Origin of the sequence: Mucilaginibacter aquariorum (assembly GCF_024498135.1) — a bacterium.
GTDB lineage: Bacteria > Bacteroidota > Bacteroidia > Sphingobacteriales > Sphingobacteriaceae > Mucilaginibacter > Mucilaginibacter aquariorum.
The window spans coordinates 174738-195386 of the sequence record NZ_JANHOH010000006.1 but is presented as its reverse complement, the minus strand read 5'-3'; the positions used below and the strand labels follow the sequence as shown (position 1 = coordinate 195386).

General features: G+C 43.8%; 18 protein-coding genes. 10 read left to right on the top strand and 8 right to left on the bottom strand.

The features are described from left to right. Positions 1–50: 50 nt before the first annotated feature. Positions 51–959, top strand: a complete 909-nt coding sequence (locus tag NPE20_RS19805) for a hypothetical protein (RefSeq protein WP_256540439.1) — start codon at positions 51–53, stop codon at positions 957–959. 27 nt (positions 960–986) lie between these two features. Here NPE20_RS19805 and NPE20_RS19800 read toward each other — a convergent pair whose 3' ends face one another. Then, a complete protein-coding gene (locus NPE20_RS19800) occupies positions 987–1706 on the bottom strand; it encodes a hypothetical protein (protein WP_256540438.1) in 720 nt (239 codons plus the stop codon). A gap of 13 nt (positions 1707–1719) precedes the next feature. Further along, a complete protein-coding gene (locus NPE20_RS19795; RefSeq protein WP_256540437.1) occupies positions 1720–2616 on the bottom strand; it encodes an AraC family transcriptional regulator in 897 nt (298 codons plus the stop codon). Positions 2617–2868: 252 nt separating this feature from the next. On the opposite strand from NPE20_RS19795, the gene NPE20_RS19790 reads away from it, so the two are divergent. The 5 genes from NPE20_RS19790 to NPE20_RS19770 are packed head-to-tail and all read left to right on the top strand — an operon-like array spanning position 2869 to position 6795. Continuing rightward, positions 2869–3507, top strand: a complete 639-nt coding sequence (locus NPE20_RS19790; RefSeq protein ID WP_256540436.1) for an RNA polymerase sigma factor — start codon at positions 2869–2871, stop codon at positions 3505–3507. Beyond that, entirely contained in the window at positions 3504–4811 is a 1308-nt protein-coding gene (locus tag NPE20_RS19785; RefSeq protein WP_256540435.1) for a porin family protein, read from the top strand. The genes NPE20_RS19790 and NPE20_RS19785 overlap by 4 nt, the downstream gene beginning before the upstream one ends. 7 nt (positions 4812–4818) lie before the next feature. Then, complete coding sequence (locus NPE20_RS19780; protein ID WP_256540434.1) at positions 4819–5361, top strand: YceI family protein; 543 nt, start codon at positions 4819–4821, stop codon at positions 5359–5361. 24 nt (positions 5362–5385) lie between these two features. Beyond that, positions 5386–6330, top strand: a complete 945-nt coding sequence (locus NPE20_RS19775; protein WP_256540433.1) for a DUF5777 family beta-barrel protein — start codon at positions 5386–5388, stop codon at positions 6328–6330. A 21-nt stretch (positions 6331–6351) separates the two neighbouring features. Further along, positions 6352–6795 (top strand): QcrA and Rieske domain-containing protein, encoded by a 444-nt coding sequence (locus NPE20_RS19770; RefSeq protein ID WP_256540432.1) that lies wholly within the window; start codon positions 6352–6354, stop codon positions 6793–6795. A gap of 76 nt (positions 6796–6871) precedes the next feature. Here NPE20_RS19770 and NPE20_RS19765 read toward each other — a convergent pair whose 3' ends face one another. The 6 genes from NPE20_RS19765 to NPE20_RS19740 form a co-directional block, all read right to left on the bottom strand. Then, complete coding sequence (locus NPE20_RS19765) at positions 6872–8119, bottom strand: NAD(P)/FAD-dependent oxidoreductase (RefSeq protein ID WP_256540431.1); 1248 nt, start codon at positions 8117–8119, stop codon at positions 6872–6874. Positions 8120–8263: 144 nt separating this feature from the next. Then, a complete protein-coding gene (locus tag NPE20_RS19760; RefSeq protein WP_256540430.1) occupies positions 8264–9265 on the bottom strand; it encodes a 4-hydroxyproline epimerase in 1002 nt (333 codons plus the stop codon). 147 nt (positions 9266–9412) lie between these two features. Further along, positions 9413–10984: an aldehyde dehydrogenase (NADP(+)) gene (locus tag NPE20_RS19755; protein WP_256540429.1), complete on the bottom strand. Its 1572-nt coding sequence runs from the start codon at positions 10982–10984 to the stop codon at positions 9413–9415. Between the two features lie 205 nt (positions 10985–11189). Further along, on the bottom strand, positions 11190–12137 hold the full coding sequence (locus NPE20_RS19750; protein WP_256540428.1) for a dihydrodipicolinate synthase family protein: 948 nt from the start codon (positions 12135–12137) through the stop codon (positions 11190–11192). A 30-nt stretch (positions 12138–12167) separates the two neighbouring features. Continuing rightward, the gene (locus NPE20_RS19745; RefSeq protein WP_256540427.1) at positions 12168–14387 is read right to left on the bottom strand and encodes a putative Ig domain-containing protein; all 2220 of its coding nucleotides are present in this window, start codon (positions 14385–14387) and stop codon (positions 12168–12170) included. Positions 14388–14398: 11 nt separating this feature from the next. Further along, a complete protein-coding gene (locus NPE20_RS19740) occupies positions 14399–16405 on the bottom strand; it encodes a glycoside hydrolase family 127 protein (protein ID WP_256540426.1) in 2007 nt (668 codons plus the stop codon). A gap of 316 nt (positions 16406–16721) precedes the next feature. Here NPE20_RS19740 and NPE20_RS19735 point away from each other — a divergent pair, with 316 nt between their 5' ends. From NPE20_RS19735 to NPE20_RS19720, 4 genes are all read left to right on the top strand, one after another. Further along, on the top strand, positions 16722–17159 hold the full coding sequence (locus NPE20_RS19735; protein ID WP_256540425.1) for a hypothetical protein: 438 nt from the start codon (positions 16722–16724) through the stop codon (positions 17157–17159). Between the two features lie 174 nt (positions 17160–17333). After that, positions 17334–17693: a hypothetical protein gene (locus tag NPE20_RS19730; protein ID WP_256540424.1), complete on the top strand. Its 360-nt coding sequence runs from the start codon at positions 17334–17336 to the stop codon at positions 17691–17693. Positions 17694–17806: 113 nt separating this feature from the next. Beyond that, on the top strand, positions 17807–18178 hold the full coding sequence (locus NPE20_RS19725) for a hypothetical protein (RefSeq protein WP_256540423.1): 372 nt from the start codon (positions 17807–17809) through the stop codon (positions 18176–18178). A 117-nt stretch (positions 18179–18295) separates the two neighbouring features. After that, positions 18296–20647, top strand: coding sequence for a TonB-dependent receptor (locus tag NPE20_RS19720; RefSeq protein ID WP_256540422.1), 2352 nt, complete (start codon positions 18296–18298; stop codon positions 20645–20647). The last annotated feature ends 2 nt before the right edge of the window (positions 20648–20649 follow it).

The window sequence follows — 20649 nt, the reverse complement described above, 5'->3', positions numbered from 1 at the left end:
ATAAAACGGACCATAATAATATGGGCCGTTTTTTGTTTTATAGCTTAACTATGTTTAGAAGTAGAGCGTTAAAAATATTTGTCCCCATACTGTGCCTGGTGTTTATAGCAGCGTTTGCCAAACACCGCTTAATTGATAATAAGCATTTGCCCGAAAGCCACCTGTATTCTAAACTGATGGATGAAACCTCGGGACTGGCGGCTTCAGGATTAAACCCTGATATTTATTATGGCCATAATGATAGCGGCGACACCAGCCGTTTCTTTGCCATTACGGCTGATGGTAAACTAAAAACCATCATAAATTATACCGGCGATACCACCGCGAAGTTAGGCGTTCGCGATTGTGAAGATATAGCTGTTGGACCAGGCCCTGTTAAAGGCAAAAGCTACGTTTATATAGGCGACATTGGCGATAATAGTGCCAACAGGAAATTTATTACCGTTTATCGCGCCGAAGAAAAACGCACATGGGGCAAGGATAGTGTTGCCCACACTGTACCCGTACCGCTTCACTTAAAGTACCCTGATGGTGCAAAAGACGCGGAAGCCATGATGATAGACCCTATAGAAAAGCTGTTGTATATTGTTACCAAACGGGGAGATAGTGTTGGAGTGTATTCATCGCCCATTAAATATAAAGCTAACGATACACTTACCCTCACCTTTAGGGGCAGGCTGTTTTTTGAGGGGATAAAACCTTTTAAATGGATAACCGCGGCTGATGTATCTCATGATGGCAAACAAATTTTGGTTAAAAGTTACGAGAGGGTTTACTATTGGCAGCGCACAGGTAATGAACCTGTTTGGCAAACCCTGCATAAAGCCCCGCGCGAACTTCCCTATAAGCAGGAAAAACAAGGTGAAGCCATTGCCTTTACACCCGATGGCAAAGGTTATTATACCACCAGCGAGGGTGTGTATGCCCCTATTTATTATTATAAAACGCCGGGGAATTAAAATGCCATTCCGGCAACGTAAATACCCCTACTTACCTTTCAACAACGCTTTAAAGTTTATTTTATCAAATTGATACTCGGGCAGTTTGGGATTAACAGACTGGTTAACCACCATATCAAAATTACCCGCGTTTTCTTTTGCAACATACAGCTGGTATCTGTACGGTTCGGGTAAGTTTTTATCATCCCATACGGCAATCATTTTTTCGGGGTCGATAATATAGATAGTAATGTTTGATGACTTAACAAACTGATAAATTGGAAGTGATTTTAACGCGTATTTATTCGCGTTAAGCTTTTTAAAATTGAGTATGGGTTTAGGCTCGGGGCCTTCCATGCTATAATAGGTCAGAGTGCTATCTGTAAGTACCCGCATACCTATATTAGCCGCATTACATGGCGAATAGAGATAATAACTGCCTTTATAAAGGTAGAGCGGCAACCATTCTTTTGGTAACCCGGCAATATTATATTTCTTAAGTGGTTTAGGGTAGCGCACTTTTAAAACTTTGTATCCTGCGTTATAAGCTATACTATCATCATGGTCATACTTAAAGTCGAGCAACGCTTTGTAGTGTTTTGCCGATCTGTCCTTTTCGACATAGACCGTATGGTAATAATCTTTAGTGGTATCTTTTTCAATATAAACGGTATCGATAGGTTTAGCTTCTTTTGCCGTTGTAACTACTTTTTTTTCCGGGCTTTTACAAGCCGAGAACAGGATCAATATGTATATCAGCTTTTTCATTACCTAAATATAATTATTTTATCCCGTTTTTGATCTTCACCGTTCCTACATAATCATTCACATAATCTCGCGGCGCCTTGCCTGTAATATTCTTAAAAGTATAATTAAAATTAGTTATACTGCTAAAGCCGCAGTTATAAGCAACATCGGCAATGTTATTCAAATTGCCATTTACCAATAATTTGCAGGCCTGGTTTACCCGCACTTTGTTTACAAACGCAGTGAAGGTAACCCGGGTATGTTTTTTAAAATATCTACAAAAAGCATTTGGCGTTAAATGAGCCTGGCGGGCAACTTCTTCCAAAGTTAAAGCCCTGCCATAATTATGCATAATATAGTTGTATACCGATGCAATACGCATCCCCTCGGGGTCGGTCATAGAATGGGTGTAACTATCGGCAGATAAGGGCTGAATATCCGTCAGCCCGCTCATCGCGTTTAGCATCTCAATAAACACCGACATTTGCAAAGCGCCCTTGCTGAGCTGGATACGGTCAATAAAACCTGAAAATACCGACAGCATTTCTATTGGTATTTTAAACCCTGTTTGCCATTGTTCAAAAAAAGAACGTACGGCCTTCATCTCTGGTAAATCAAACATAGCGGCCAGTTTCCCCACCGGGTCAAAGAAAACCGTTAGTGCCTCTATGATCAGGGTACTACCGTCATCAAAATACTCGGGGTTGCTTTTAAATAAATGCGGCAAGTTTGCCCCCAGCACATATACTTCGCCGGCCTTAAAGGCATGCATGCTATTCCCTGCAAGCAAGGTGCCTTCCCCCGTCTTTATCCAGGTTATCTGCACCTCAGCGTGTCGGTGCAAATGCGGATAAAAATGCGGCATTATTTCTTCCTGCACTATAATAGTTTTGCCATGCGGTACAGGAATGGTAAAGGGAAGTACTTTCATGCGGCAATTACTGATTATTAACAATTACTGATTATTAACAATTACTGATTTAGTGAATTATTGATTTAGTGATTGATTATTTAATTGCAGATGCTAATATCCTGCATATTTATTAACTTCCATGTATAATTCAATAATTCACTAAATCAATAATTCAATAATTTTTTCACGGGGCTGGCAACCTTTGCGTAACATTTACCGTGATGTATGCAGATAAGGTAGCAAATTTAAGGATAAACAGGGAACCCTAATATGGGCGAAGAAGAACTAAATCAACTGGTAAGGGGCTGTTTAAAGGATGACAGGTTGAGTCAAAAGCTGTTGTATAAGGCTTTTTATGGCTTTGCCATGGGTATCTGTTTACGGTATGCTACAAACAGGTATGAGGCTTCAGAGATCATGAACCAGGGGTTTTATAAAGTCTTCAAAAACTTAACTAAATATGATATTACCAAGCCTTTTAAGGCTTGGCTTGGCCGTATTATGGTAAATACATCAATAGATTATTACCGGTCGAACTTAAAAATAGCTTATACAGAAGAGTTGGAAAAGGCCGAACATATTAATGATACGGAGCTGGCAGACAGGAATTTAAATTACAATGAGTTATTGGATATGATAGGTCAGTTACCGCGTGCATACCGCACCATATTTAACCTATTTGCCATTGAAGGTTACACACACGAAGAAATAGGCGACATGCTGAACATCAGCACAGGCACATCAAAATCAAACTTGCATAAGGCAAGAGAAAAACTAAAAATAATGATAGCTAAGAGCAATAAAATGCCGGGCTTAGATAACAGACAACAATCAAATTCAAATAATATAGTATCAATAACGCACACAGACTTATCCCCATCTTTTGTGAAAAACATTAACAAACAATGAAAGACGAAAAAGAAGACAGTATTGATAAATTGTTTAGCCAGGGTTTAAAAGACCCCGGAAGCAATGCATCGTACCGGGAAGAGGACTGGGACGCGCTGGAGAGCATGCTGGAGGGTAAGAAACCCAAAGGCATCATCTACAAGTTGGCGTATATAATAAGTGGCATTGCCGCGCTGCTATTGCTTGTACTTGGTTGGTTGTTTTTAAACCCTGCACAAAAACCTGATAAGACAACCCCGCAAGTTGTTAAAACAAAACCGCAGGCAAAACAAGATTCCGGCAAGTACGGCACGCCCGATCAACAACTGGCAGACCGCAAAACACAAACGCCTGCGGCAGGTAATAACATTGTAGACAATGCACCCGCAAAAAACCGCCCGGGCAAATCGTTCTTTACCTTATCTGCTGATTCGGGCGGCCGTAAAGCTGCCGGTCAAATTGCAAAAATAGATGCTGCACCTAAATTGCCAACCGTAAAAACATCGCCCGATACCATTATTGTTACAGATAAAGCGGTTAACAATATGGCGGTTAATAAAACAAAGGTTGATACCATTATTGTTACCGATAAAGCAGCGGCTAACCTGGCAAACAATAGTGCAAAGGCTGATACTGTTATTGCGCCTAAAAAACCAGTGCTGGCATCGGTAGTGGATGATATTAAGCCAAAGAAAAAAACAAAGGGAGTACCGTCATCAATGGGCTTTAAACCAACCTTTGCCTTAAGCTTTATTGCATCGCCTGATATTAACAGCGTGAAAGGGTTTTCGCAAAACAAGGTGGGTACTAATGCCGGGCTGTTGCTAACCGTGGGCGTATCAAAAAAATGGAGTATATCTACAGGTGCTATTTATGCTGATAAACCTTACTTAACTGATTTTGCCAATTACTCCAGTGCTTACAAGTTCAATACAAACCCTACAAGTGTAAGTGCAAGCTGTATTGTATTAGATATCCCTTTAAATGTTGGGTATCAGCTTTATAACAGCGGTGGCAATAAGTTTAGTTTGGGCACCGGCCTTTCGTCGTACTTTATGCTGCGCGAAAATTACACGTTCAATTATGCAGGTGAATATCCGGGTGGGCCAACAAGCTATAATATCAGGAACAAAAACAAACATATAATGGGTGTGCTCAACCTGAATGCGACTTATCAGCGCGAGGTAAGTTCAAAATTTGGCGTTGCTGTTCAGCCATATTTTAAAGTACCTCTTACGGGTATTGGCTATGGGCAGGTTAATCTAAAATCGGCAGGGGTTGCCGTGGGTGTAACGTGGAACATTAATACAAGAATAAAACCTTAGTAAAAACATGAAATATATCGGAGTAATTTTACTCGCCTGGTTTAGTATAAATCAGGCGGGACAGGATATCTATGCCTGTAAAAATGCAGTTGTAACCATTTATTCGAAAGCGCCGGTTGAAGATATTGATGCCCGGTCTGACAAAGGGACATCAGTTTTTAATACCGCCACCGGCGAGCTGGCCTTTAGTGTGCCCATACGTTCCTTTAAGTTTGATAAAGCCCGCATGCAGGAGCACTTTAACGAAAACTACATGGAGAGCGATAAGTATCCGCAGGCAACGTTTAAAGGTAAAATTAACGGGAAACCCGACGTTACCAAAGATGGCACTTACCCGGTAACCGCTGCCGGCGTATTTGAGGTGCATGGGGTAAAACAAACCCGCACAATTACCGGCAAACTCATGGTAAAAGGCGGCGCTATCAACCTGTCATCAGAGTTTATGGTGGCCTGTAAAGATCATCAGATCGAGATCCCTAAACTGGTATTCTACAACATTGCCGAAAACATAAGGGTGCAGGTAAATGCAACCTACGCACCTTATAAATAAAAACCCCTAACACAATACATTATCATGAAAAAATCCCTCTTATTCATCGCGCTGTTTTTAACAGCAGGCTTACTAAAAGCCCAAACCCCAACTACCGATACAACCGCCAGTAGTACCGATGCGCTTATGAAAACCCTGAGCAAATCTGACAAAGATGAGCCGGTTATTGCCACATTTAAGGCCACCCGCCTGATACTATCGCAAACCACCGAAACCGTTAAAAAGAAAGAACTGAACTTTTTGGTGATTCACCGCTTTGGTGATCTTGCCGGCTCAAACGGCGGAGGTAAAACCATGTGGGGACTTGATAACTCAACAGATATTTACATTGGTTTTGAATATGGCCTTACAGATAACCTGAACATTGATTTTGGCCGCAGCAAGTTTGAATCGTTACTTGAGCTGGGTTTAAAATACAACATACTGCATCAAAAAGCAGATAATAGCGTACCCGTGGCTGTTACCTTAATTGGTAAAACCGGGTTCAAAACCTATCATGCCAATACGCCTATATTTGACAACTACACCAATCGTTTCTCTTACCTGGCACAGGCTGTTATCGCACGTAAATTTTCATCTGCCTTATCGTTGCAGGTATCACCAATGTACCTTATTAACAATGCACCCTATCCCTTTTTGTATGGCAACGAAAAGAAGTTTTTCTCGCTATCTGCGGCAGGCCGTTTAAAATTTACCAAACGGATGGGTATTGTGCTTGATTATGTTCACCCCTTCTCTAACTTCAGAGATAACAACGTTGACCCCAGGTTTTATGACGGACTTGGTATAGGCCTCGAAATTGAGACCGGCGGGCACGTATTCACCATCAACTTCACCAATGCCCAGGCTATATCCGAATTTAATTATCTAAACGATACCGAATCAAAGTGGAGCAAGGGACAGTTCCGTTTAGGTTTTACCATATCAAGAATATTCGATTTCAACAAAAAACATAAATCAGGCTATTAACCCTTATTAACCCCTACTAAAATGGAAAGACATGAATTTTTAGCAAAATTTGGCATAAGCATGGCTGCGGTATGTGCAGGCTGTAGTTTAATAGGTTGCGGCTCTAAAGGCAACGACCCGGCACCGGGAGGCGGCACACCTCCTCCTGCACCAGGCAGTGGCAATGTGTTCTCTGTTGATTTAAACACCGACCTGCAAAGCGTAGGCAGCTCTAAAATATCAAACGGAATTATATTGGTGCGTTTAGCAGCGGGTGTGGCTGCAAGCGCGTTTACCGCCGTACAGGTTGCCTGCACACATCAGGGCACTAGCATTAACTACAACACTAACCAGGGGAAATTTATATGCCCTAATCACGGCAGCGAGTTTAATACATCGGGCGGGGTGGTTTTAGGGCCGGCAACTTCGGCGCTTAGAAAGTATACCGTAACGGTTGCAGGAAGTACCTTAACAGTATCGGCGTAGGTAGTTTTTAATTAGTGAATTAGTGATTTTCAAGGTCTTCTTTAATCACTAATTCACTAAATCAATAATTCACTAATTAGGCATAGCGGTCCGGCGAAAACTGGCTTATACCTGTTGATGGTGTGGCCTGGTTTAGCAGGTCATCTATCAGCTTACCTGTTGCGGGTGCAAGGCTTAATCCCATCATGCCGTGCCCGGTGGCGACAGCCAGGTTTTTGTACTTGCCCGATAAGCCAATGTATGGCAAACCATCCGGCGAGCAAGGGCGAAAACCAAACCATATATCTTTTTGCCGTGGTAAGGCAGGCGTAAAATCTGGAAAATATTGAGGGATTGATTCCACGATGCCTGCCACCCGGTTCATATTAATCTGCTGGTTTACCTTGCCTATTTCCATAGTGCCGCCAAAGCGGATACTACCGTTCATAGGTGTTACCGATACCCTTGCCTCGCAAAGCAGCGCCGGGATGGTCATGCGTTTTTGTGGTTCATCTACCATAAAAGAATAGCCCTTACCCGGCATTAACGGAACGTTTAACCCGGCCAACTTTGCTATCCCCGCCGACCATGCGCCGCCTGCTAACAGGTAAGCATCGCCCGTAAAGCTTTTATCATTGCTGATAACCTGGGTTATTTGGCCACCGGCCTGTTCCATATTGGTAACAGGTGTGTTTCTATGGATCTTAACGCCTGCTTTTTCTAAATGCTTTACCAAGCCCGCAATTAGTTTATTGGGATATAAATGCGCGTCGCAATGGTAGTGTACGGCGCCCAGTACATCCAGTTCAATATCCGGTTGTAGCTTGCGGCATTCATCGGCAGTAAGGTACTGCGCATCGAGGCCTAAATGAGTAGCTTTTTCGGCGGTGTGGCGTTCCTCTTCTTCAAACTTGGGGGTTTTAAAAAGCATTAATATGCCTTTATCGGCAAAGCCGAAATCAAAGTCTGCATCCTGTTCCAGGTCCAGGTAAAGTTTTTTGCTGAGCATTGACAGATCCCGCAGTGCCCCCGCCGACCGCTCTACATGGTGTTTATTGGCCGCTTTCAGGAATTTCCATCCCCAGCCTATCAGCTCGGGGTTTAAAGACGGCTTTACATAAAACGGGCTTTTACTGTTAAACATCCACCTGATGCCCTGCTCTATCATACCCGGCGCTGCCAGCGGTATAAAATGGCTGGGCACTATCATCCCGGCATTACCGAAGGATGCATTGTCGGTAAGGTCGCCCTGTTCCAATATCTCTACTTCCCAACCAGATTTGTTCAGGTAATATGCCGAGAATAGCCCTATTATTCCACCACCTATTATTATTGCTTTGCTCATTTGTTATTTTTAATGTTCCAATCCGTCATTGCGAGGTACGAAGCAATCTCCTGACTGTGCATTCCCGCCTTGCATGGCCGCATGTCCTAAAGAAATTGCTTCGTACCTCGCAATGACGGTCTTATTCTTTATTATGTCACGACTTTATATCACCTGAAACCCAAACGCGTACGGGTCATCTTCGTCATCAATTTTGATGGTATTATAGCCGTAAACCTTTGCCCAGCCTTCAATACCGGGTACAATGGCCGGCTTGCCGCCAAGTGTCACTTCATCTTCTACCGTGCCAATAAACTGACTACCGATAATGCTTTCATGTATAAATTTATCACCTTTTTTTAATAACCCTTTGGCATGCCATTGCGCCATACGGGCCGATGTACCTGTACCACATGGCGACCTGTCTATCGCTTTATCGCCATAAAAAACAGCGTTGCGGGCGGTTGCTTCCGGCGATATGGTTTTGCCAGCCCACAAAATATGCGAGCAACCGTTTATAGTTGGGTTTTCGGGGTGGATGAATGTGTATTTCTCATTTATCCGCTGGCGTAAAACACGGCTCCAGGATATCAGCTGATCGGCAGTATAGTTTTCCAGTCCGCCAAAGTTTTCCTGCGGATCAATAATTGCATAAAAATTTCCACCGTAGCTTACATCAACCGTTAGCATACCCAGATCAGGGCATTCCACCTGCAGGTTTTCGGCAGCCAGGTAGCTTGGCACATTAACCAGTTTTACCGACCTCACTTTTTTACCTTCCTGTTTGTAAGAGATCAAAACCAATCCCGCAGGCGCTTCCATACGTACAATGCCTGGTATTTTTGGGGTGATTAGTCCTTCTTCAATAGCGATAGTGATAGTGCCGATAGTACCATGCCCACACATAGGCAGGCAGCCGCTGGTTTCAATAAACAGCACAGCCACATCGTTCTGTGGATCGTGAGGCGGGTACAATATGCTACCCGACATCATATCATGCCCCCTCGGTTCAAACATCAGGCCCTTACGGATCCAGTCGTATTCTTTTAAAAAATGCTGGCGTTTTTCGCTCATGTTGCTGCCCACCAAATTGGGGCCGCCACCGGCAACCAGCCTTACGGGGTTACCGCAAGTATGCGCATCTATGCAGAAGAATGTTTTGTTCATATTGTATTTGTGGATTGGGGAGCGAGGTGTGATGTGCGGTTAACACTTGCAAGACCGCACATCACACCCACTCTCTCCGCTCTCTCTCTTATTTTTTAAATGTTGGCTTGAATCTTCGCTCCTCACACCCGCCCCCCGCACTCTTATTTATTTCGCAATTTCCCCATTAACCAAGCGCCATATATTTAGTGGGTTGCCATCTTTCAATTCATCGGGTAGCAGATCGTTATCCCAATTTTGCCAGCATACGGGCCGTACAAAACGCTTTATAGCGCCTGTACCAACCGATGTAAAACGACTATCGGACGTTGCCGGATATGGGCCGCCATGCTGCATGGCATTACCTACTTCAACCCCCGTTGGAGGGCCGTTCAATATCACCCTGCCTGCCAGCTTAGCCAGTTTATTTGTAATGGTTTTATACTGCGGAAGCTCCTCTTTTTCGGCCATTACGGTAGCGGTTAGCTGCCCGTGTAATGAATTTACCACTTGCTCCAGCTGCGCAACATCATCCGCTACTATCAGCATAGAATATGGCCCGAAGATCTCTTCCTTGTATTTTTCATCAGCCAAAAAAGCTGATGCGGTTATTTCGGTAACTACGGCAACACCCTGGTTTACGTTACCGGCATCAAGCTTATCTGATTTTGCTATTATAGTAACGGCGTCATCGGCTATTACACTATTTGATAATTTGTTGAAATTGGCACAGATACCCGGCGTAAGCATAGTTGCCGAATTAACATCAGCTATCGCGACAGCAAGCGCTTTCTTAAATTTATTTAATGCTTCAGACTTAACCGCAAGCAGTAAACCCGGTTGCGTACAAAACTGCCCCGCGTTGGTGGTTATAGATGCTGATAATTTCGCCAGTTCTTCCGCACGGTTTTCAAGGGCTTTTGGTAATAATATGATAGGGTTAACGCTACCCATTTCGGCAAATACCGGGATAGGCTCATCGCGCTCCTGCGCCATTTTCACCAGCGCCATACCGCCTTTAAGCGATCCTGTAAAAGTTACTATTTTAGTTTTGGGGTGTTTAACCAATGCTTCGCCAACGGTGTAACCATCATCAAACAAAAGTGAGAAAACACCCTCGTGCAGGTTATGCTTTTGAGCAGCTTTTTTAATAGCTTCACCAACCAACGCACTGGTACCGGGATGCGCTGGATGTGCCTTTACCACTACCGGGCAACCTGCCGCCAAAGCAGAACAGGTATCGCCACCGGCAACAGAAAATGCCAGTGGGAAATTGCTTGCCCCAAACACTACTGCAGGGCCAATAGCGGTCAGCATTTTACGGATATCTATACGCGGCAACGGTGTGCGGTTGGGTATGGCGGTGTCAATAACAGCATCTACCCAACTTCCTTCTTCCAGCAAATTAGCATACATATTTAGCTGACCTGTTGTACGCCCGCGTTCGCCTTGCAGGCGTTGCGCAGGCAAGCCGCTTTCGGCCATAGCACATTCTATCAGCGTATCGCCAATGGCGTTTATCTCATCGGCAATGCTGCGTAAAAAGGCCGCTTTGGTTTTTCCATCGGTAAGGCTGTAAGTGGCAAATGCCTTATCGGCCAATTGCATAGCTTTATCAACATCGGCTAAACTGGCGGCATTAAATTCTGCTTCCAGTTCCGCTCCCGTTGCAGGGCTTATCGCCCTGAAGGATTTGCCGCCTTTTATGTATTGGTAACCAATTAAATTTTGTGTTTCCATAGTATAGTCTTTTTTAATAACAAACCTCTAATGGTGATGAAAGTGTTCACGTTCACTGCCGTGAACGCCCGTGAACATAAACAAACAGTTAATAATCAGCAACTTAAAAAATAGGCTACTGACAAAATACCGCCACCATTCATAAAGATAATGTCATTTCACATTTATAGGTCGCTGACTTTAAAAATCAGACTGACAATTCTTCTTAGCTAACGCCGGTTACATCCACTTCAGCCTCTACGCCCCAGCTACCCGCAGGCAGTTCCGGGCGGTTTTTAACGGCGTGGTTTATAATACCCAAAACCGTATCGCGCTCTTCACCTGTAATTTTTAAACGCGGCAAGCGTACGGTTTCTGTTCCTAACCCGGTAACAGATTCCGCCAGTTTTATGTATTGTACCAGTTTTGGGTGGATATCTAATTCCAGCACCGGTAAAAACCAACGGTATATTTTAAGTGCCTCTTGCATACGGCCTTCTTTAGCCAAACGATATATTGAAACCGTTTCCCTCGGGAAGGCATCAACCAAACCGGCTACCCAGCCATCAGCACCCATAAACAAGCTTTCCAACGCCAGCGTGTCTACTCCGCAAAGTATAGCAAACCTATCGCCAAAACGGTTTATCATACGGGTCACATTACTTACATCGCGGGTTGATTCTTTAACCGCCTGGATATTCTTGTAGGCAGATAATTGCTCAAACATATCCAGTGTAACCTCAATTTTATAATCGTAAGGGTTGTTGTAGATCATGATGGGCAGCTTAGTGCTTTTGGCTACATCTGTAAAATATTTAACAGTTTCCTCCACATCTGCCTTGTAACGCAAAGGCGGCAACATCATTAATCCGTCGGCACCATATTTTTCGGCATTGGCGGCACAAAGCAAGGCTGCTTTTGTAGTTTGCTCCGCGATGTTCAGCACCACGTAAGCACGTTTTGCAACTACATTTACGGTGTGTTTAAGCAACTCAATCTTTTCGTCGTCAGTTAAAACGCTTGCTTCACCTAAGGATCCGCCAATAATTATACCGCTTGCACCGGCTTCTATTTGTGCCTCAATGTTTTTATCAAAGGCATCAAAATCAAATTCATCGTTTTCGGTAAACTTTGTGGTTACCGCAGGGAATACCCCTTTCCATACTATGCTCATATTATTCTTTTTTGTGTTCTCAATTTTATTTTACTTGTTAAGTCTTACCAGCATTACACCATGCGGGGCTACATTAACCGTGTAATTACCTGCTCCTGCTATTATACCTTTTTGCCTCCATGCATCGCGCATTTTGGTTAATCCTTTTAAGCCGTTTTCGTCGCGGTTTAGGGTGATGGCCTGATACTTATCTGATGTATTGAAGATCCCCACGGCTTTACCCCCGTCTGCCATATCCTTTATCCAAATCTGGTAGTTATCGTTTTTTACAGCCTGTGTTGCTTCCTTGCCTAAGGCATCCTGGTTAATGGCCAGCACCTCATCATTAGTGAGCAGGCCAAGCGTAAACTTATCCAACTTGCCCATATCGCAGCCTATTAATAAAGGTGATGAAAGCAGGCTCCATAAGCTAATATGCGTGTACTGCTCGTCGGGGGTTAAGCGGGTATTATGCTGACTATCGCCCCAGCCAACCTTACCAACAATAAGCATATCCGGATCATTAAAGTGCCCGGGCTCCGCGTGTGGCGCGGCAGCCATTTGGCTAAAACCAATATCCGTCATACTTTTCCAGGTGTCGGTAATATCACCTGTAGTGCGCCAGCTGTTACCGCCAACTTCGGCGCCCCAGTTCCATACCTTACCCATCCCGTATTGGCAAAAGCTATACATAATATCGCGCGGAACTTTATTTAACGATGCACGCATTACCTGGTATGGTTTCTTCATATCATCCAGGGTAAGGTTTTTTGGCGCAACTTCGGTATAAGAGCACCAATCGTATTTTAAATAATCAATACCCCAATCGCCATAAGTTTTTGCATCCTGATCTTCGTGCTGCCAGCTACCTAAGTAGCCACCGCAGGTAAGCGGGCCGGGCGATGAATAGATCCCCATTTTTAAACCAAGGCTATGCACATAATCTGTAGTAGCCTTCATATCCGGAAATTTTTGGTTGGTTACTATCTCGCCGCTTGCCGAACGTTTTTCGGCCTCCCATCCATCATCAATATTTATATAGTTCCAGCCATGTGCGCTTAGCTTATCAATCATGGTTTGGGCGGCTATGCGTACCTTTTCATCGGTAACAGATAAACCGAAAGCATTCCAACTATTCCAGCCCAGGGCGGGCGTAAGGCCAATCAGGTCGCCAATTTTTATGGTGAAATTTTTTGAATTGGTACCCAGGCTATTTTTCACCGTAAGGGTTACCGGGTAATTGCCTTTTTGGCTAACCACACCACTTATAATACCGGTTTTAGCATCAAGCTTTAAGCCATTTGGCAGGCCTTGAGCAGCATAAATCAGCGGTTTTTGCCCGCTGGCCGGTATCAGGTATAAAAACGGATTACCTGGCCTTGCACCATAAACATCGGGCCCGTTAACCTTTGGTGTAAGGGCCGGGGCTGGTGTAAGCACATAGGGCGTGCCATCGGTTTTGGTGATGCTTTTGCCCGACTTTTCTTCGGTAAAAGTATAGCTAACCGTATACGATTTTTGCTGCAGGCGGGCAATGCTAAAGTTATAGGTAAAAGGTTTGCCTGCCGTAAAAGAGGCATCGTTTGTTTTGTTATAAATTACGGCGTTTGTTTCGGGATCGGTTACTTTAAAGCTTAATTTGCCTTTGTAAATATAATTGCTGGTTGTAATCAGCTTAATAGATTTGCTTAAACTGTTGTTAGCGCCATCAACAAAATCGGCATCGGTGTTAATACTAACCGGATCCATTACATCGGCCATGGCCATAGTAAATTTATCGCCATACAAGCCGCCATCGCCGCCGGTATCAAATATGCGTATAGCCAGTACATTTTGTTTATCCCATAAAATAGCGGGGTTATTAGCGGCTATTGTATAGCTGCGCGGGCCGTAATGCCCTGTTTTTATGTCGCCGCTATTGCCGCCGTATTTGGCTACCAGCTGGCCGTTTAGGTAAACTTCGTCATTATCATCAACATCGTTAAGGGTAATTCGTAAGCTATCTTTTAGGTAAGATTTTTCTTTTAATGAAGATGGAATAACCAATTGCAACCTGTACCAGCCAAAGCCATTAACATCTTTATACCCTTGCGATTCCCAGCTATGAGCCAGGCTAACAGGTTTCCAGTTTGTATCGTTATAGGTTGGCGATGCCCACTGAGTCGAATCGCCGACGGCAAATTTCCATTCTTTATCGATAGAAATTTGCTGTGCCGAAACGTTGCAAAACAAGGCCGCGGCCAGGGAGGTTAGTAAAAAAGTCTTTCTCATGTTAATAAGGGTTATTTGGATATCAACTCAACATCCGTAACCTTTTCAGAGAACCATACTGTCATTTCTCCCTTGCCCCTGTTTGCCCAGCTGTAATAAGGAATGGCGGTCATGGTTTTGTTTTCGGTGCTTACGGTTTGCGCTGCTACATCAATATTAACACTTTTTACATTAGCTTTTAAAACGGTTACGCCATTTAGCAGATCAGCTTTGTACTCGGATGTAAATGTTGTGGTTTTAGGAACAATGATATTGGCAGCTTTGCCGTCATTATCTTTCCACTCGGCGCAATACATGATAGGGCCGCGCTGCAGGGCAACTTTACCGCCATCTTCGGGCAATTTATCATTGGCAATAACACGATGCACATCCATCGGCAGGTTCATTTCTACTTTATCGCCTTTTTTCCATTTTTTGCTGATAACCGCATAGCCGTTCTGCATTTGGTAATCAACCGGTTTGCCATTCAGTTTTATAGTTACTTTTTGGGTAGATGCCTGCTGATAAGCGTAAAGATCTGACGGGATAGCCTTGTTCTGAGCCCAACCCGGGATCCGGATCTTCAGGTTCAGATCCATGCTGCTTGCCGGGTTAATAGTAAATGCCAGCGCGCCATCCCATGGGTAATTATTCTGTTGGGTTATCTGTAAAGCTTTATTGTTTACTTTAATATCTCCGGTGCCGCTGATGAACAGGTTCACAAAAACATCGTTGCCGTTTTGCGCGTAAATATAGCCGGGAATTGATGGCATCAGCCTAACCACATTGGTAGGGCAGCACGAACAGGTGAACCAGCCCGCACGCTCACGCTCAATATCCGGGTGGTTAAATCCGTCGTGGATCTGCATGGCGTTGGTATAGAAAAACGATTTTCCATCTAAGCCAACTCCCGAAATTAAACCGTTATACAAGGTTTTCTCCAGCACATCAATGTATTTTGCATCGCCGTGCAGTAAAAACATGCGTTCGTTCCAAAACACATTGCCAATGGCCGCGCAGGTTTCGTTATAGGCGGTAGCGTTTGGTAACTCGTAGTTAGCGCCAAAACGTTCGCCATCGCCAACAGCACCTATGCTGCCTTGCACATACATTTTTTTACCCACCATGTTATCCCAGATCTTATCAATGGCAGCCAGGTATTCCTTATCGCCGGTTAGGGCGGCAACATCTGCCATACCCGAATACAGGTACATGGCACGTACGGCATGTCCTTCGGCTTCGTCCTGTTCAATTACAGGCTTATCATCCTGCCAGTAAACGCCGTTCTCGTAAACGCTTTTGCTCTTTTTGTTATATTCTTTATGGCCGCGTTCATCTATAAAGAACTTAGCCAGGTCCAGGTATTCTTTTTTGCCGGTAATGCGGTACAGTTTCACCAAACCCATCTCTACCACCTGGTGGCCGGGCGCCACATGCCTTTTGCCCGGCCCAAACGTGCGCACCAGCAAATCGGCGTTTTTAAGGGCGATGTTCAGAAAATTGCGTTTGCCGGTTGCCATAAAATGGGCTGCAGCACCTTCGTACATATGCCCGGCATTATATAATTCGTGGCTGTTTTCCTGCTCTTTTACCCAACGCTCGGTTCCCAGCCAGGGGCCAACATGCAGTGGGTCAATAGTGCGGGCGGTGTACAGGTAGCCATCAGGTTCCTGTGCGCGGCCTATTATGGTGATCATTGAATCTACGTAATGATCCAGCTTTTTATCGGGGTGCAGGGCAAGCGAATAAGATGCCCCTTCTATAGTTTTATAAATATCGGTATCGTCAAACGGATAGGTAGTGCAAAACTTGCCCTTCCGCTCGGCCGCCATCTGAAAGTTTTTTACCCTGCCGGTACTTTCACAACGCTCAAATGATGCCGGAATGGTTACCGTGCGGTTAGTTTCGATGCGGGACGTCCAGAAGTGGTCGCTTAATTTCACATTGGTAAAAGCAACCGGTTGTATGGGATAGTCCTGCTTTTGCGCAAAAGCAGAAACACTGTAACTAATGAAAACTATTAAACAAAGCTTTTTCATGGATGGATGGTTGAAATTTTAAGCTAATCAAAAGTACAGGAAATTGAACCGATTGTTAATGGATTTTTACCTGATATTACCCATATATTACCCTAATTTATTACATATCAGTTAGCATAATGGTAATATACCGTATATTGCTTCTTATATCTTGCCAAAATGGTATAGCACCACTAATAACCTATTAAGCATCCAAATTTTGTTAAGCTAAAATTATCAGCCTCATTATCAAGATAATACAATAATTAATAGTACTATGTATTGCATAATACTATATAAAACATATATCTTTATAGAAATTAAAACAATTACTAAGATGAAAACAAAATTTAACTTCAAAACCACTATACTGACCCTACTCCTTTTTGTAGCAGGCAGTACCGCAGCTTTCGCGCAATGCGATAAAACAGCAACCCTTACTTCATCAACCACAAATTACGTGGATGACAAGGGCGTTGTACAAAGAAGCAAAGAGGAGAATGTTATTATTACCATTACTCCAACCGACTTAACCATTGTTCCGGGTGATGATGATCATAAAATGACCGGTAAGATCACCTCTAAAACATGCGACTGGAAAATACCTTTTAAAGAAGGTAAATCTGTTATTAAAAGCACCGTTAGCGGCAATAGCGGCGATGAAAAACACGCTACCCTTACAATTGAGGGTAAAGACGGTAAAGTAACTTTAACCTTTGAAACCGAAGAATCGGTTGGTAAAAAAATACAAGTAGTAGCCGATAAGTTTGAATAGTTAATTATTGGTATTGCTTTTTTGGATGGCGGGACGATGTGGTGCATCTCCCGCTATTTTTATATCAGGGTTATGCAGTTACCCTCTTATAGGTATAATGATGAAAATTAACACTTTGATAATAGCTTGTTTTAATAAAAACCCTATATTTAGGACTATAAACTAACCCCATATATGAAAAGAAAGATTTTTACAACGGCCCTGTTATCCTGCTGCTTCATGATATGTATGGCAGCTGTATTTGCTGACCTGAATGGTAAATGGAAAGGTGCTATCACTACCCCCGACGGCAATGCTATTGATGTAGCTTATACCTTTAAAGTTGATGGCGAAAAACTTACCGGTACCGCGGTGTCGCAAATGGGCGAAGTTCCTATTGACAATGGTAAAATTAAAGGTGATGAATTTTCATTCAGCGTAAATGTATCAGGTACCGACTACCCACATAAAGGTAAAGCGTATGCCGATTCGTGCGCTATGGATATTGATTTTGGCGGAAACAGCTCACACTTTGTTGTAAAGCGCGATAAATAAGCAAACAATATCAATAAAGATTTAAAGAACCCTGCCCAACCGGCGGTTTTTTTTTAGCGTATAGTGAGTATAATCATTTTTTATATAACGCGCAACACTTACCTTTGCGCCGCATGTTACAACGTTTAACCGCATATCTTTTAATTGTATCCCTGGTATCGGCCAACTTTTCGCGCTTTTTTATATACGCGGGCTTTGAGCTGAACAGGAATTACATCGCGACGAAACTTTGTGAGAACCGTAATAAACCCCAGTTGCATTGCAACGGCAAGTGTTACTTCATGAAAAAAGTAAAACAAGCCGAAGAAAAGCAGAACACCGAGGACAGGCAGGCACAAAAAAACCTGTTCCAGGAGGCCAATTACAATCAGCCTGCCAAGGTTAAGTTTTACTCGGTTTTATTATCGGTAACCAAGGTTCCCAACTTCCGTATCCAACTGCCACAACAAGCGGCAACCATCTTCCAGCCCCCACGGCTCGCATAAAAACGCCTTATTTATTCATACAGTTTTGATAACGGCCTAAAGCCTTTATCTGCTATGCTTTTGCATGCGCTGTAATTTATTTATGCCCCAATAGTTTGGGGTAACCTATACGTTTTTATGAAACTACTTACACTATTATATATATATATCCTGCTGTGCTTTGCGCCTGCCTTATGTTTTGGCCAAAGCAATATGCACGGAACCGTTACCGATGCCCGCACCCACGAAGCTATACCGGGTGTGCTGATCAGCAATGCTGATAATGGCAAAACCCTTACTACTACCAACGTCAGGGGCAAATTCACATTACAAACAGAGGGAATTAAAGCCCTGCGTTTTATCATGATAGGTTTTAATGATAAAATCTATCCGCTTACAGGCACGCCATCAATCGAGATAGTGCTGGAGCCTTCAACTATCGATCTGCAGCAGGTAGTAATATCTGCCAGCAGGGAACGGCAGGCCCGGCAGGATGCCCCTATCGCTATCAGCAAAATAAACGCTACCCAGATCCATGATACCAAAGCCACCGCCCTTTACCAGTTACTGAACAAGGTAACCGGCGTTTACATGGTAGATCTGGGAAATGAACAACATACCATGGCCATCCGTCAGCCCATTACTTACAATGCGTTGTATTTATATCTGGAAGATGGTTTGCCGATTCGCCCTACGGGGATATTTAATCACAACTCGCTTTACGAGATCAATATGAGTGGTGTGCGGGATATAGAGGTGATAAAAGGACCTGCCTCCTCGCTTTATGGCAGTAATGCTATCGGCGGCGCCATTAACTTTATTACACAAGGCCCTCCCGCCGGTTATGCAGGCAATGTATCTGTACAGGGCGATAATTACCACTACCGCAGGGTTGATGCCGATGGCGGCTTCAGCACGGGCAAGTTTGGTTTATATGTGGGCGGTTATATAGCCAAGCAGCGCGACGGCTGGCAGGATTATACCGACTTTGACAAATACTCGGGCAATTTTAAAACCACTTACGATTTTGACGCCGCTACCCGATTAACCACGTCCGTAGCTTATAATTATCTGAACACCCAAACACCGGGAAGTTTGGATAGCGCCAAATTTTATAGTCGCACTTATGGCGCAAACCAGCGTTTTACTTATCGTAAGGTAAAAGCCTTTAGAGCGAATACCAAGCTGGAACATGCCTGGAACGATAAAAGCAGCAGTTTCCTTACCTTGTTTTACCGTAACAATTCTACCGCGCAGCTACCAAGTTATTACATCTCCGATGTAAGGGATAATGCCGGCAATTACCTTAGCTCTAACGGGCAGGAGAACGATCAAAGCTTTCACAGCCTTGGTTTACTGGCGCAGCACAGGCAGGATCTGGATTTCTTGCATTCCCGGTTAATTGTTGGTGTTTATGCCGATAACAGCCCAAGCTCGTACTATGCTAAATTCCTGGATATCCAAAAGGATGTAACCAACAACTTTTATACAGGCTATACCAACACCGGTAATTATATTGATAACTACCGCATAAAGCTGTTTAACACTGCCGCTTATGCCCAGTATGAAATAAAACCTGCCGAAGCTTTACGCATTGTAATGGGTTTACGGTACGATCGCATCCATTATAACTTCACCAACGGCATCGCCCCCGGCAATACCAAATACAAACAACAGGAAACAAACGATTTTAACATTGTTGCCCCCAAATTAGGGCTAACCTACAATTTTGGTAATAACAAAGGTTTGTACGCCAATTACAGCGTAGGCTTCCAGCCACCCGAAACAGGCGATTTATATAGCGCGCGCCAGTTAACCCCGTTAAAGCAAGCCACCTTTAATAATTATGAAGCCGGCGGTTGGTTCACCGCTCTCAATAAAAAGATGTATGTAGAAGTGACCTTTTATGATCTGGAAGGCCGCAACGAGATCATTAATCAATTACTACCCGATAACACTACCCAAAACCAAAACGCTGGTGCTACTCGTCACCGGGGCATAGAGTATTCGGTTGCTTATGCGCCGGTGAGCGAACTAAGCTTTAGGTTTAGCGGCACCAACGCAAAACATACCTATGTTGATTATAGCGAGGTAGCTACCAACTTTAGCACTGGGGTAAGCACCGTTACCGTTTACAATGGTAACCGCATGAACAATGCACCAAGCTGGATAGCCAACTCCGAGCTTACTTACAAACCGGCATACCTTAACGGGTTCAGGATAGCGGGCGAATGGCAGCACATCAACTCGTACTTTACTAATCCGGCCAATACCAAAACTTATGCAGGCTACGATATTTTCAACGTACGTACCGGTTTTGATGTAAAAAGTGGGGTATTAAAAGGAGCTGGTATTTGGTTCAACGTACTAAATGTTACCAATAAGCTTTACGCCACAACGGTAACCAGCAACCAGTACGGCGATACTTATAACGCGGCCCCGCCACGGGTGTATACTTTGGGCATCAGTTATTCATTTGCAAAACACTAACC

Coding starts and splice junctions, on each gene's coding strand:
- NPE20_RS19805 (WP_256540439.1), top strand. CDS start 51: ATGTTTAGAAGTAGAGCGTTAAAAATATTTGTCCCCATACTGTGCCTG.
- NPE20_RS19800 (WP_256540438.1), bottom strand. CDS start 1,706: ATGAAAAAGCTGATATACATATTGATCCTGTTCTCGGCTTGTAAAAGC.
- NPE20_RS19795 (WP_256540437.1), bottom strand. CDS start 2,616: ATGAAAGTACTTCCCTTTACCATTCCTGTACCGCATGGCAAAACTATT.
- NPE20_RS19790 (WP_256540436.1), top strand. CDS start 2,869: ATGGGCGAAGAAGAACTAAATCAACTGGTAAGGGGCTGTTTAAAGGAT.
- NPE20_RS19785 (WP_256540435.1), top strand. CDS start 3,504: ATGAAAGACGAAAAAGAAGACAGTATTGATAAATTGTTTAGCCAGGGT.
- NPE20_RS19780 (WP_256540434.1), top strand. CDS start 4,819: ATGAAATATATCGGAGTAATTTTACTCGCCTGGTTTAGTATAAATCAG.
- NPE20_RS19775 (WP_256540433.1), top strand. CDS start 5,386: ATGAAAAAATCCCTCTTATTCATCGCGCTGTTTTTAACAGCAGGCTTA.
- NPE20_RS19770 (WP_256540432.1), top strand. CDS start 6,352: ATGGAAAGACATGAATTTTTAGCAAAATTTGGCATAAGCATGGCTGCG.
- NPE20_RS19765 (WP_256540431.1), bottom strand. CDS start 8,119: ATGAGCAAAGCAATAATAATAGGTGGTGGAATAATAGGGCTATTCTCG.
- NPE20_RS19760 (WP_256540430.1), bottom strand. CDS start 9,265: ATGAACAAAACATTCTTCTGCATAGATGCGCATACTTGCGGTAACCCC.
- NPE20_RS19755 (WP_256540429.1), bottom strand. CDS start 10,984: ATGGAAACACAAAATTTAATTGGTTACCAATACATAAAAGGCGGCAAA.
- NPE20_RS19750 (WP_256540428.1), bottom strand. CDS start 12,137: ATGAGCATAGTATGGAAAGGGGTATTCCCTGCGGTAACCACAAAGTTT.
- NPE20_RS19745 (WP_256540427.1), bottom strand. CDS start 14,387: ATGAGAAAGACTTTTTTACTAACCTCCCTGGCCGCGGCCTTGTTTTGC.
- NPE20_RS19740 (WP_256540426.1), bottom strand. CDS start 16,405: ATGAAAAAGCTTTGTTTAATAGTTTTCATTAGTTACAGTGTTTCTGCT.
- NPE20_RS19735 (WP_256540425.1), top strand. CDS start 16,722: ATGAAAACAAAATTTAACTTCAAAACCACTATACTGACCCTACTCCTT.
- NPE20_RS19730 (WP_256540424.1), top strand. CDS start 17,334: ATGAAAAGAAAGATTTTTACAACGGCCCTGTTATCCTGCTGCTTCATG.
- NPE20_RS19725 (WP_256540423.1), top strand. CDS start 17,807: ATGTTACAACGTTTAACCGCATATCTTTTAATTGTATCCCTGGTATCG.
- NPE20_RS19720 (WP_256540422.1), top strand. CDS start 18,296: ATGAAACTACTTACACTATTATATATATATATCCTGCTGTGCTTTGCG.